The organism is Halpernia frigidisoli (assembly GCF_900113805.1).
GTDB classification, from domain to species: domain Bacteria; phylum Bacteroidota; class Bacteroidia; order Flavobacteriales; family Weeksellaceae; genus Halpernia; species Halpernia frigidisoli.
In genome coordinates this window covers 619,819-632,659 of sequence record NZ_FOQT01000001.1, presented here as the reverse complement: position 1 = coordinate 632,659, position 12,841 = coordinate 619,819, and the positions used below count along the sequence as shown (strand labels likewise).

Annotated in this window: 12 protein-coding genes; 11 read left to right on the top strand and 1 reads right to left on the bottom strand. The window is 34.2% G+C overall.

What is annotated here, in order from left to right:
* Positions 1-3: 3 nt before the first annotated feature.
* Complete coding sequence (locus BM238_RS02975; protein WP_090078686.1) at positions 4-1,134, top strand: efflux RND transporter periplasmic adaptor subunit; 1,131 nt, start codon at positions 4-6, stop codon at positions 1,132-1,134.
* A gap of 59 nt (positions 1,135-1,193) precedes the next feature.
* On the opposite strand, the gene BM238_RS14275 is transcribed toward BM238_RS02975, so the two are convergent.
* Positions 1,194-1,406 carry a hypothetical protein gene (locus BM238_RS14275; RefSeq protein WP_143093340.1) on the bottom strand — a complete coding sequence of 71 codons (213 nt, stop codon included), beginning with the start codon at positions 1,404-1,406 and terminating at the stop codon, positions 1,194-1,196.
* 317 nt (positions 1,407-1,723) lie between these two features.
* On the opposite strand from BM238_RS14275, the gene BM238_RS02965 reads away from it, so the two are divergent.
* The 10 genes from BM238_RS02965 to ggt all read left to right on the top strand — a co-directional run bounded on the left by BM238_RS02965 (position 1,724) and on the right by ggt (position 12,793).
* Positions 1,724-3,142 carry an anthranilate synthase component I family protein gene (locus tag BM238_RS02965; protein WP_090078684.1) on the top strand — a complete coding sequence of 473 codons (1,419 nt, stop codon included), beginning with the start codon at positions 1,724-1,726 and terminating at the stop codon, positions 3,140-3,142.
* Positions 3,143-3,244: 102 nt separating this feature from the next.
* Entirely contained in the window at positions 3,245-3,814 is a 570-nt protein-coding gene (locus BM238_RS02960; RefSeq protein WP_090078683.1) for an anthranilate synthase component II, read from the top strand.
* 1 nt (position 3,815) lies between these two features.
* Positions 3,816-4,799: an anthranilate phosphoribosyltransferase gene (gene trpD / locus BM238_RS02955; RefSeq protein WP_090078682.1), complete on the top strand. Its 984-nt coding sequence runs from the start codon at positions 3,816-3,818 to the stop codon at positions 4,797-4,799.
* Between the two features lie 2 nt (positions 4,800-4,801).
* Positions 4,802-5,581, top strand: a complete 780-nt coding sequence (gene trpC, locus BM238_RS02950; RefSeq protein ID WP_090078681.1) for an indole-3-glycerol phosphate synthase TrpC — start codon at positions 4,802-4,804, stop codon at positions 5,579-5,581.
* 18 nt (positions 5,582-5,599) lie between these two features.
* Positions 5,600-6,250: a phosphoribosylanthranilate isomerase gene (locus BM238_RS02945; RefSeq protein WP_090078680.1), complete on the top strand. Its 651-nt coding sequence runs from the start codon at positions 5,600-5,602 to the stop codon at positions 6,248-6,250.
* A 23-nt stretch (positions 6,251-6,273) separates the two neighbouring features.
* Positions 6,274-7,452 carry a tryptophan synthase subunit beta gene (gene trpB, locus BM238_RS02940; protein ID WP_090079100.1) on the top strand — a complete coding sequence of 393 codons (1,179 nt, stop codon included), beginning with the start codon at positions 6,274-6,276 and terminating at the stop codon, positions 7,450-7,452.
* A 221-nt stretch (positions 7,453-7,673) separates the two neighbouring features.
* Positions 7,674-8,411 (top strand): tryptophan synthase subunit alpha, encoded by a 738-nt coding sequence (trpA, locus tag BM238_RS02935; protein ID WP_090078679.1) that lies wholly within the window; start codon positions 7,674-7,676, stop codon positions 8,409-8,411.
* A gap of 199 nt (positions 8,412-8,610) precedes the next feature.
* Positions 8,611-9,333, top strand: a complete 723-nt coding sequence (gene lipB, locus BM238_RS02930) for a lipoyl(octanoyl) transferase LipB (RefSeq protein ID WP_090078678.1) — start codon at positions 8,611-8,613, stop codon at positions 9,331-9,333.
* A 95-nt stretch (positions 9,334-9,428) separates the two neighbouring features.
* Positions 9,429-10,757: a dihydrolipoamide acetyltransferase family protein gene (locus BM238_RS02925; protein WP_090078677.1), complete on the top strand. Its 1,329-nt coding sequence runs from the start codon at positions 9,429-9,431 to the stop codon at positions 10,755-10,757.
* A gap of 353 nt (positions 10,758-11,110) precedes the next feature.
* Positions 11,111-12,793 (top strand): gamma-glutamyltransferase, encoded by a 1,683-nt coding sequence (ggt, locus tag BM238_RS02920; RefSeq protein ID WP_090078676.1) that lies wholly within the window; start codon positions 11,111-11,113, stop codon positions 12,791-12,793.
* Positions 12,794-12,841: the final 48 nt, after the last annotated feature.

Here is a 12,841-nt window from a genome sequence, read left to right as displayed (position 1 = left end):
AAAATGATAAATAAATCAATAGTCTTTTTATTTACAATACTTTTTATAAGTTCCTGTTCTAAAAAAGAAGAATCAAAAGCAGAACCATCTACAATAAATGGCAATCAGATTACTTTGACCGATCTGCAAATTAAAAACGCAGGAATTGAAGCAAAAAATTTAGACGAAAAAGATGTTGCCAATAAAATTACATTAAACGGTCAGATTGACGTTCCACCACAAGGAATGGCTAGCGTTTCTGCGCCAAGTGGCGGCTATGTGAGAGTTTCAAGATTTATGCCTGGAAATTATGTGCAAAAAGGACAAACTTTAGCAACTTTAGAAAACCCTGAATTAGTCCAACTTCAGCAAGATTATCTTTTAGCAAAATCTAATTTAACCTATGCAAACCAAGATTATGCACGCCAAAAAGATTTAAATCAAAGCAAAGCAAGTTCGGATAAGGTCACTCAAAAAGCCTATAACGAAGCCCAAAATCAAAATATTATGATGAAAGGAACGGCTCAGAAATTAGCGGCCTTGGGAATTAATCCTAATTCTTTAAATGCGAATAATATCCGCCGTGAATTTGCTTTGGTATCTCCTATTTCGGGTTATATTTCAGCCGTAAATATTAACATCGGACAATACGTTTCGCCCGTTGATAAATTATTTGAGATAGTCAACACCAGCGATTTACATTTGGCTTTAAAAGTTTTTGAAAAAGACTTAACAAAGATCAAAGTTGGGCAAAAAGTGTTTGCATATACCAATCAAAATCCGGAAAAAAAATACGAAGCACGCGTTTTTATAATTGGTAAAGATTTCACGCCAGATCGAAGCGTTTTAATTCATTGTCATTTCGTAGATAACAGTTTATCTTTATTGCCAGGCACATTTATGAATGCTGAAATGGAAACAGAATCACAGGAAGGCACCGTAATTTCTGATGATGCAATAGTAACCTGGGAAGCAAAACAATATATATTTGAAGAAATTAAACCAAAAACATACAAAATGTTTCCCGTAAAGATTGGTAATTCTGAGAATGGTTTTACAGAACTTTTAAATTATAACGATGAATTTAAAAATAAAAGATTTGTGACAAAAGGTGCATATCAAATTTTGATGTCGCTAAAAAACGTAGAAGAATAGTTTTTTAAACAAAAAAAAGCAGCTAAAATATAGCTGCTTTTTGCGTAAACAAATAATGCTTATTTAGCCATTTTAGTGCTATCAGCAGTCATTGGTGCTGCAGCTGCAGTGGAATCCATTGTTGCTGGTGCTGCCATTGAAGTAGAATCTGACATCATAGTTGTGCTGTCTGGTTCTGCCATCATAGTATTGCTTTCAGCAGTTTCAGTTTTCTTTGAACATGCAGATAATGTAAGTGCGCCGATAAATGCCGCTACGAATAATTTTTTCATAATAATTTATTTTTTTGATGCGGCAAAGGTAATGTTAATTTCTTCCCAAAAAAAAATTTATGTTATTTTTTATTATTTAGTAAGATTATTTAAAATATCTTTTCTAAATTTGCTTCACAGTTGAGACAATCAATTATAATTAGAATTATGAAAAACTTAAACAAAAACTGGTGGTGGCATTTCAACTCTTCGCGGGTCTGATATACACATCTTTTGTTTAATTTTTTAAGAAAAATAAATTAAGATTTTATAAGACTTTAGCGATACGTTAAGGTCTTTTTTTATGTCTTAAAATCAAAATATATTTAAAATAAATTATGGAATTTTCCCAAAAAATAAATTATAAAACTACGGTAAAATCTACTTTAAGTGATCTTTTTACGCCCGTTGGGATTTATTTAAGATTGCGCGATCAGTTTCGTGATACGGTTCTTTTAGAAAGTGCTGGAAATCAAAATACGCAGAATAATTTTTCATTTATTGCGGTAAATGCAATTGGTGGAATTGAGATCAAAAACTTCGATGAAGCAGAAGTAAAATTTCCATTGGAACCTTCTTTTAAGATGAATTTAAAAGATGAAAAATTAACTGATGTTTTACAAAATTTTTGCAAATGTTTTGAAGGCGAGGTTCCTGTTAACGATTTGGGAAAATCTGCGCAAGGACTTTTTGGTTACACGAGTTATGATGCTATCCCATTTTTTGATAAAATTAAATTTAAAGAACAATCTGAAGAAAATAAAATTCCACTTTTAAGATACCGTTTTTACCAGTTTATAATCGCGATTAATCATTTTAATGACGAAATGTTTTTAATTGAAAACAAGATCAAAGGTTTAAAATCGGATATTTCAAAAATTGAAAATTTAATCAATCAAAAAAATGCGCCAATATTTCCTTTCAATAAGGTAGATGAAGAAAAATCTAATCTTACAGATGAAGAATACCGGGAAAATGTAGAAAAAGCAAAGAAACATTGCTTCCGTGGCGATGTTTTTCAACTCGTTTTAAGCCGTAGATTTCAGCAGAAATTTCAAGGTGATGATTTTAATGTTTACCGCGCCTTACGGAATATAAATCCGTCACCTTATCTTTTCTACTTTGATTATGGCGATTATAAAATATTTGGTTCTTCGCCAGAAGCCCAATTGATCATTAAAGATGGAAAAGCGATCATTCACCCAATTGCGGGAACTTTTAAAAGAACCGGCGTTTTGGAGGAAGATTTAGCGTCCGCAGAATTATTAAAAGAAGACGCCAAAGAAAACGCAGAACACACGATGTTGGTAGATTTGGCGCGAAATGATTTAAGTATTATTGGCAAAAAAACGACGGTTACAAAATTAAAAGAAATCCAGTTTTTTTCACATGTCATTCACATGGTTTCGGAAGTAACGGCGGAAGTTTTACCAGATCAAAATCCGTTTGAAATGATTGCGACAACTTTTCCACAGGGAACTTTAAGTGGCGCACCAAAATTTAAAGCCATGGAATTAATCGACGACTATGAAAAAACTTCGCGCGGTTATTATGGCGGTTGTTTAGGTTTCGTCGGCTTTGATGGAAGTTGCAACCAGGCAATTATGATCCGGACTTTTTTAAGTAAAAACAACACTTTATTTTATCAAGCCGGCGCCGGAATAGTTGCAAAATCTTCCGCTGAAAATGAACTTCAAGAAGTCAATAACAAACTTGGTGCTTTAAAAAAAGCGATAATTAAAGCAGAATCAATATAAAAATGTAGCAATATAACAATTTAACAGTGTAGCAATTTGTTCAATTTGATATTCATTGGTAAACTGTTAGACTATTACATTTTTACATTAAAAAAATAAATTATGAAAATTTTAGTCTTAGATAATTACGACAGTTTTACTTACAATTTGGTTCAAATGATTGAAGAAATTGTAGGCGAAAAAATTGACGTTTTCAGGAATGATGAAATTTCCTTGGAAGATGTTAATCAATATGATAAAATAATTCTTTCGCCTGGACCTGGAATTCCCGAAGAATCGGGGATTTTATTAGATTTAATTAAAACTTATGCGCCAACAAAATCAATTTTCGGCGTTTGTTTAGGATTGCAAGCAATTGGCGAAGCATTTGGTGGAAAATTAATTAATCTTTCAGAAATTTATCACGGTGTTGCAACAGACGTTAAAATTTTAAATAAAAATACAGAAATCTTTAAAAATTTCCCAGAAACTTTCGAGGCCGGAAGATACCATTCTTGGGCAGTTTCGCCTGAATATTTTCCCGAAGAATTGGAAATTACGGCTGTTGATAAAGATCAGATGATTATGGCTTTGCAACATAAAACTTATGATGTTCAAGCCGTTCAGTTCCACCCGGAAAGTATTTTAACACCAAAAGGAAGGGAAATTTTAGAGAATTTTTTAAAAGATTAAAATGAAAGAAATATTACAATATTTATTCAACCACAACACTTTAACAAAAGTAGAAGCAAAATCTATTTTGACAGAAATCGCGCAAAATAAATTTAACGAAAGTGAAGTGACTGCTTTTGTCACCGTTTTTTTGATGCGAAGCATTACATTGGAAGAATTGGAAGGCTTTTGCGAGGCTTTGATGCAACTCGCAGTTCCGGTAAATTTGGGTGAAAATCTTGCCGATATTGTCGGAACTGGCGGTGATGGAAAAAACACTTTTAACATCTCTACATTGTCGAGTTTTATCGTTGCAGGTGCCGGACAAAAAGTCGCAAAACATGGTAATTACGGGGTTTCAATTGTTTCCGGTTCGTCGAATGTTTTAGAAGAATTGGGTTATAAATTTAAAAATAATGAAGACGAATTAAAACAAGATCTTGAAAAAGCCAATCTTTGTTTTTTACACGCACCACTCTTCCATCCTGCCTTAAAAACCGTTGCGCCACTTCGAAAAGGTCTTGGTTTAAGAACATTTTTTAATATTTTAGGACCTTTGGTTAATCCAACTCAACCGGAATTTTCTGTGATTGGCGTTTATAATTTGGAAATCGCAAGATTGTACCAATATTTGCTTCAAAAACAAAATAGAAATTTTAGTTTGGTTCACGCTTTGGACGGTTATGACGAAGTTTCGTTAACAAGTGACACAAAAATTATCACAAAAAATGGTGAAAAAATATTTGCACCAGAAGATTTAGGTTTTCATAAAATTGATGCAGATAAAATTTTGGGTGGAGATTCTAAAACAGAAAGCGCCAAAATCTTTAAAACAATTCTTGACGGACAAGGAACTTTTGAACAAAATGCTGTCGTTACAGCAAATGCAGCAATTGTTTTGGAAAGCACAAATAAATTTGGCGACTATAACTCCTGTTTAAATTTAGCCAAAGAAAGTTTAGAAAGTGGAAAGGCACTCAATTGTTTAAACGCTTTAATCAATTAAAAATGAATATTTTAGATAAAATAATTGAAAATAAAAAAGAGGAAGTTCGGAAAGCAAAATCTGAAATTTCTTTGCAGGAATTAATGGATTCTGAATATTTCGGAAAGCAAGGAAAATCTTTAAAAAAATCTTTAAAGGAAAAATCAGGAATTATTACTGAATTTAAAAGACAATCGCCCTCAAAGGGAATTATTAATGATAAATCTGGTGTTTTTGAAGTTGTAACAAATTACGAAAAATTCGGCGCAAGTGCAGTTTCCATTTTAACGGATAAACAATTTTTTGGTGGAAGTTTAGAAGATATTTCAAAAGTTCGAAGGTCAACTAATATTCCGATTTTGCGCAAGGATTTCATGGTTGATGAATACCAGTTTTATGAAGCAAAATCAATAGGCGCAGATGTTATCTTATTAATTGCAGCTAATCTTTCGGTTTCACAAGTTCAGGAATTTACAGCACTTTCCCATCAAATGGGTTTGGAAGTTTTACTGGAAATTCACGATGAAGAAGAATTAGAACACATTAATAAAGACGTCGATTTCGTCGGAATTAATAATCGCAATTTAAAAGATTTTAAAGTGGATTTAGACCATTCAATTAATCTTAAAAATCAATTACCAAAAGAAATTTTAAAAATTGCGGAAAGCGGAATTTACAATGTTGAAGATTTTAAGTATTTAAAAGAAAAGGGTTTTGATGGATTTCTAATGGGCGAATATTTTATGAAAACAGAAAATCCGGGAAAGACTTTTGAAGAATTTATTTCAAATGTAACAGTGTAAAAATTTAACAATTTACCAATGAATTCAAGTCTAAAAATAAAAGTTTGTGGCTTAACAAAACTCAATCAAATTGAAGAATTAATTACTTCAAAAATTGATTTCCTGGGTTTTATTTTTTATCAAAAATCGCCAAGATATGTTTTAAATTCGTTGAGTTTGGAAGATATTAGATCACTAAAATCAAATTCAAAAGTGGGCGTTTTTGTAAATGAAACAGTAAAAAAGATTGTAGAAATTTCAGAAAAAGCAGATTTAAACTTTATCCAACTTCACGGCGATGAAAACGAAGATTATATAAATGATTTAAGAGAAAAATTAAATAATAAAATTGGAATTATTAAAGTAATCAGAATTGGAAATCAAAGCAAAGAAGAACTGCAAAAAACTATAAACCAAATACCAAAAACAATCAACTATTTATTGTTCGATACCGATTCCAGGGCATTTGGCGGAACAGGAAAAACATTTAATTGGCAAATTTTAAATGAAATAGAAATACCAAAACCTTATTTTTTAAGCGGCGGAATCTCAGATGAAAACATCCATCAACTGACAACCATCAACCATCAACCAATTGCATTAGACATCAATTCAAAATTTGAAATCGAACCGGGAAACAAAGATTTAAAAAAGATAAAAAAATTTAAAAATAATATAGAATTTAATTAAAATAGTATAAAATAATGGAAGCAATAAAATATCAAAATCCCGACAAAGAAGGCTATTACGGTCAATTTGGTGGCGCTTTCGTGCCGGAAATGTTGTACCCAAATGTAGAAGAATTACAGGATCAATATTTGGACATCATCAATTCTGAAGAATTTCAAAAGGAATTCAGATATCTTTTGAAAGATTACGTTGGTCGTGCTACACCACTCTATTTTGCGAAAAATTTAAGTGAAAAATACAACACCCAAATTTATCTAAAACGTGAAGATCTAAATCACACTGGCGCACATAAAATCAACAATGCGCTTGGACAGGTTTTATTAGCAAAAAAATTAGGAAAAAAAAGAATTATTGCGGAAACCGGCGCTGGTCAACACGGCGTTGCGACGGCAACTGCGTGCGCTTTGCTCGGTTTGGAATGCATCGTTTACATGGGCGAAGTCGATATTGCGCGACAAGAGCCAAATGTTGGAAGAATGAAACTTTTGGGCGCAACCGTAATTCCCGCAACTTCCGGAAGTAAAACCTTGAAAGATGCTGTAAATGAAGCACTCCGCGACTGGATTAACAATGCAACAACAACGCATTACATCATTGGAAGCGTCGTTGGTCCACACCCATTTCCGGATTTGGTGGCGCGTTTGCAAAGCGTGATTTCCGAGGAAATAAAATGGCAGTTGAAAGAAAAAATCGGTCGTGAAAATCCCGATTATGTCATTGCTTGTGTTGGCGGTGGAAGTAATGCTGCAGGCGCTTTCTATCATTTTGCTGACGAAAAAGAGGTCAAATTAATTGCCGCTGAAGCCGGTGGTTTTGGTCTGGAATCCGGGAAATCTGCGGCGACTACTTTTCTTGGAACTTTAGGCGTTTTACACGGCAGCAAAAGTATCGTTATGCAAACAAAAGACGGTCAGGTGATCGAGCCACACTCGATTTCGGCGGGTTTGGATTATCCGGGAATCGGGCCTTTTCACGCCAATTTATTTACAGAAAAAAGAGCACAATATTTCAGTATTACCGATGATGAGGCCTTAGAATCTGCTTTTGAACTGTCCAAAATCGAGGGCATAATTCCGGCTTTGGAAACGGCGCACGCTTTATCGGTTTTTACAAAGAAAAAATTTAATGAAAACGACGTTGTAGTCGTGTGTTTGAGCGGTCGTGGCGATAAAGATCTGGACACTTATTTACAACATATTTAGATTATTTTGGGCGCACGTTTGACTTCGCCGAATGTGTATTCATTATCTTATTTTGGCGCACATTTCCGTCTTCCACTCCCACTCTTTTTGCAAGAAAATTGTTTAATAATTTAGAAATTTTAGGCAAGCAAAAAGGAGTTCCGTTCAAGCCGGGGCGCAAGTTTCGCGATTTTCACTTATCAGTTTAATTAGAAAAAGTACTTTTAAAAACAAATTCAGCAATGTCAAAAAAATTAAATATATACTTCACCGCAGGAATTCCAAAACTGGAAGACACGACAGAAATAATGAAAATAATTCAGGATTCTGGCGCACAAATGATGGAAATCGGGATGCCTTATTCTGATCCAGTTGCAGACGGACCAGTTATTCAAAAAGCGCACGAATTGGCTCTAAATAACGGAATGTCCATCGAAAAACTTTTTTCACAGTTAAAATCTGTAAAAGATGAAATTAATATTCCGGTAATTTTAATGGGTTATATTAATCCGGTTTTAAGTTTCGGTTTTGAAGAATTTTGTAAAAATTGTTCGGAAGCAGGAGTAACTGGTTTGATCATTCCAGATCTTCCACCAATTGAATTTGAAAAAAATTACCAGAAAATTTTGGAAAAATACAACCTGAATTTTACGTTTTTAGTGACGCCCGAAACTTCAGATAACAGAATCAATTATTTGGATAATTTAAGTTCCGGATTTCTTTACGCCGTTTCAAGTTCCTCAACAACTGGAAATGAAAACAAAGCCGTAAACAATGAAGATTATTTACAAAAACTTTCTGAAATTAATTTAAAAAATCCTTTATTCATCGGGTTTGGAATTAAAGATAAAAATGATTTTAACGCTGTAACCGCAAAATCAGATGGCGGAATTATCGGAACTGCTTTCGTTAATATTTTACTTGAAGAAGAAGATTGGAAAACAAAATCCCAGGATTTTATTCATAGCATAATAGATTAATTTCTTATTTTTGTTCCTGAAAATAAATTTCGATCCACGGATACTTTGCGATAGGGATAGAAGTGGAAATCCTTTTTTTTCTTTTCACAGAGAATTTTAAAAAAAAAATTGGAACGGATAGCCCGGCCTTTTTTTATCGTAAATTTTGCGCCTAAGCGCATATTTTAAAATAAAAAAGGATCGCCATAAAAAATAAAAGATGACTGCGACCCAAAATAAAGTTCTAAAATTCGAAGATTTAGGTTTGATGGATTATCAAACTGCGTTTGATTTTCAGGAGAATCTTATGAAATCTGTCATTGACCAAAAACTTAAAAACCGTGACAGAACCGACGATTTGTTTGATGAAACGTCCAATTATTTATTATTTGTCGAGCATCCGCACGTTTACACTTTGGGGAAATCCGGTGATGAACATAATATGCTCGCCAATTCTGAAAAATTAAAAGAAATTGACGCTACTTTCGTTAAAACCAATCGTGGCGGCGATATTACGTACCACGGTTTTGGGCAATTAGTCGGTTATCCGATCATCGATTTAGATAATTTTAAATCTGATATTCATCTTTATATGCGCAATTTAGAGGAAGTTATTATCCGGACAATTGCGGAATATGGCTTAAAAGGCGAACGTTCAGAAGGCGAAACTGGTGTCTGGCTGGATGTTGGGAAACCTTACGCAAGAAAAATTTGCGCGCTTGGTGTAAAAACTTCAAAATGGGTGACAATGCACGGTTTTGCGTTAAATGTCAACACAAATCTTGCTTATTTCGATTACATAATAGCTTGTGGAATTAAAGATAAAGGCGTTACTTCCTTAAAAGCGGAACGTGAAAAAGAATTTTCGGCGCACGAAATTGCTGAGCTAAAAAACAAAATTAAATGCCACTTTGAAGAAGTTTTTGAAGCGGAAATTAATTAAATACAAATTGCAAATACTTTAAAAAAAGTATTGTAAAATTCATAATTTTATAATTGATAAAATTTTTTATCTTTGTAAAAATCATAAATAAAAAAATGGCAGAATATAAGTTATTATTACCTTCAATGGGCGAAGGCGTGATGGAAGCAACGATTATCGACTGGCTTTTCGCAGAAGGTGACATGGTAAATGAAGATGATTCTATCGTGGAAATTGCGACAGATAAAGTAGATTCTGATGTTCCGACGCCAGTTTCGGGGAAAATTGTCAAATTATTAAAACAAAAGGACGACGTTGCGAAAGTGGGTGAAACCATTGCAATTTTGGAGACTGAAGGTGGTGAAAGCGCTTCTTCTAACGAAAGTCAGGTCGAAGATATTAAAATTGATGAAAATTCTGATGTCGTAAAAGGTCTGGAAGATTCTATAAAAAATTCCTCTTCAAAATCTGAAATGACAGAGGCAACTACTGAAAATGCTGGTTTTCTTTCACCTTTGGTAAAATCTATTGTTCAGCAGGAGAATATTTCCAATCAGGAATTGGAAAATATTAAAGGAAGCGGTCTTGAAGGCAGAATTACAAAAGAAGATATTCTTGCGTTCGTTTTAAACCGCGGCAATGCAAAACCTGAAACTAAAATTGAGGAAAAAATTCAACCTGTTTCCGCACCAACTTCTACCCCGCCAACGCAAACCGTTCCTATGAAAGTGAACGCTGGAGATGAAGTTATTCAAATGGATCGTGTGCGAAAAATTATCGCAGATGCAATGGTGAATTCAAAAAGAACTTCGCCACACGTGACTTCTTTTATCGAAAGTGACGTTACAAATGTGGTGCGTTGGAGAAACAAACACAAAGATCTTTTAATGAAAAGAGAAGGCGAAAAACTGACTTTTATGCCAATTTTCGTTCACGCGATCGTAAAAGCCATTCAGGATTTCCCGATGATCAATGTTTCTGTGGACGGTGATAAAATCATCAAAAAGAAAAACATTAACATCGGAATGGCAACCGCACTTCCGGACGGAAATTTAATTGTTCCGGTCATTAAAAATGCTGATCAACTATCACTTTTAGGTTTAACAAAAGCAATTAACGATCTGGCTTTCAGAGCAAGAAATAAAAAATTGAAACCAGAAGATACTCAAGGCGCCACTTACACCATTTCAAATGTGGGCGGTTTTGGAAATCTTATGGGAACGCCGATCATTGCGCAGCCGCAAGTTGCGATTTTGGCAGTCGGCGCAATCGTTAAAAAACCCGCAGTTTTGGAAACAAAAGATGGCGATGTAATTGCGATCAGAAATCTGATGTTTATGTCACATTCTTACGATCACCGCGTGGTAGACGGTTCTTTGGGCGGCATGTTTTTAAAACATGTTCACGATTATTTGGAAAACTGGGATTTAGACACCGAGATTTAAAACTTTTAAAACCTTTGCAATGTGCGAAGGTTTTTTCGTCATTGCGAGGAACGAAGCAATCCATTGAAATTATTTATGATTTTAATTTATTTGGGCAGACATTTGACTTACGTCGAAAGCAGTTTAGTTATTTTTTTATGGCAGCTTTTCCGTCTTCCGTTCCCAATCTTTTTGCATTAAAAGGTCTTTTATAATTAAAACTATTTTTTAACGCAAAAAGGATTTCCACTCAAGTCGGGCTGCAGTTTGTCGCTTCTAAAAAGAGTTATTTTAAAAATCAAACCTTTGAAAATTTCAAAGGTTTTTTATTTTAATCAATTACAAAAAATTATATTTGTTTAAAATTATTTCCCATGAAAAAATATTTCGTTCTTCTGATTGTTTTCGGCCAGATTTTATCGGCACAAAAGACAGATTATACCACAGTAAAGGAAGTTGAAGTACGGCAAAAAGGAATTGTAGTTTCTGCGCATCCTTTGGCGAGCGAAGTTGGTGCTGCAATCTTAAAAAAAGGTGGAAATGCTTTTGACGCGGTTATAGCAACACAATTGGCTCTCGCAGTTGTTTATCCGCATGCCGGAAATATCGGTGGTGGCGGATTTTTAGTCGGTTTTAAAAACGGCGAAAAATTTACATTAGATTACCGTGAAACGGCGCCTTCAAAAGCAAATGCAGATATGTATCTCGATGCAAAAGGTAATGCAAATACAGATCTTTCACAAAACGGAAGATTAGCAGTTGGCGTTCCAGGTTCGGTTTCTGGATTTTTTGCGACTTTAAAATATGCAAAATTACCGATGAAAGATTTAATTCAGCCCGCCATCGATTTAGCAGAAAATGGTTTTGCAATTACTTCAAAAGAAGCCAATGAATTAAATGAAACCAAAGCAGATTTTCAAAAGCACAACAAATTAGCAACAGTTTTTATAAAAAATTCAACCTGGAAAGCAGGCGATCTTTTAATTCAAAAAGAATTAGCCAAAACATTGATCAGAATTAGAGATTTAGGCGAAAAAGGTTTTTATGAAGGCGAAACTGCAAAAGCAATCGTGGCAGAAATGAAACGCGGAAACGGAATTGTCACTTTAGAAGATCTCAAAAATTACAAAACAATTTCCCGAAAACCATTGACTTTCGACTACAAAGGAAACGAAATTGTAGCGATGGGTTTGCCTTCAAGTGGCGGAATTCTTTTACAGCAAATGTTAAAAATGAGTTCTTACGCAAACATTGAAAAATACCAGCAAAATTCTGCGCAAGCCGTTCAACCAATGGTAGAAGCAGAAAGACGCGCGTTCGCCGACAGAGCAGAATATATGGGCGATCCTGCATTTATTCAGGATAACACGGCGAAATTAGTTTCTGATGATTATTTAAAAAACCGCTGGAAAAGTTACAATCCAGAAAAAGCAACACCAAGCGGCGATGTCGGAACAATAATTCCGCAACCAAAAGAATCAACGGAAACGACGCACATTTCAATTTTGGATAAAGATGGAAATGCCGTTTCTGTAACAACAACTTTGAACGGTTTGTATGGAAGTAAAGTGGTAGTTTCAGGTGCAGGATTTTTCCTTAATAATGAAATGGATGATTTTTCTGTAAAACCGGGCGTTCCCAATATGTATGGTGCAGTTGGTGGAAAAGCAAATTCTATTCAGCCGGGAAAAAGAATGCTAAGTTCAATGACTCCGACTTTGGTTTTAAAAAATGGAAAAGTCTTAATGGTTGTCGGAACGCCAGGAGGAACGACAATTCCCACTTCGGTTTATCAATCAATTGTTGATGTGGTAGATTTTAAAATGAACGCCAATCTTTCTATTAATTCACCAAAATTTCATATGCAATGGTTGCCTGATGTGGTTTTTGTGGAAGAAAACTTCCCTGAAAGTACGATTAATTCTTTGGAAAAAATGAATTATAAAATAGAAAAAAGAGGACAAATTGGAAGAACTGAAATGATCTTGGTAAATAAGGATGGAACAATATCTGGCGTTGCAGACGGACGTGGCGATGATTCTGTGGGAGTTGAATAAAGAATTTTACAAACCTAATAAATTTTTTAAAAATAAAATGATTATTTT

Coding starts and splice junctions, on each gene's coding strand:
- BM238_RS02975 (WP_090078686.1), top strand. CDS start 4: ATGATAAATAAATCAATAGTCTTTTTATTTACAATACTTTTTATAAGT.
- BM238_RS14275 (WP_143093340.1), bottom strand. CDS start 1,406: ATGAAAAAATTATTCGTAGCGGCATTTATCGGCGCACTTACATTATCT.
- BM238_RS02965 (WP_090078684.1), top strand. CDS start 1,724: ATGGAATTTTCCCAAAAAATAAATTATAAAACTACGGTAAAATCTACT.
- BM238_RS02960 (WP_090078683.1), top strand. CDS start 3,245: ATGAAAATTTTAGTCTTAGATAATTACGACAGTTTTACTTACAATTTG.
- trpD (WP_090078682.1), top strand. CDS start 3,816: ATGAAAGAAATATTACAATATTTATTCAACCACAACACTTTAACAAAA.
- trpC (WP_090078681.1), top strand. CDS start 4,802: ATGAATATTTTAGATAAAATAATTGAAAATAAAAAAGAGGAAGTTCGG.
- BM238_RS02945 (WP_090078680.1), top strand. CDS start 5,600: ATGAATTCAAGTCTAAAAATAAAAGTTTGTGGCTTAACAAAACTCAAT.
- trpA (WP_090078679.1), top strand. CDS start 7,674: ATGTCAAAAAAATTAAATATATACTTCACCGCAGGAATTCCAAAACTG.
- lipB (WP_090078678.1), top strand. CDS start 8,611: ATGACTGCGACCCAAAATAAAGTTCTAAAATTCGAAGATTTAGGTTTG.
- BM238_RS02925 (WP_090078677.1), top strand. CDS start 9,429: ATGGCAGAATATAAGTTATTATTACCTTCAATGGGCGAAGGCGTGATG.
- ggt (WP_090078676.1), top strand. CDS start 11,111: ATGAAAAAATATTTCGTTCTTCTGATTGTTTTCGGCCAGATTTTATCG.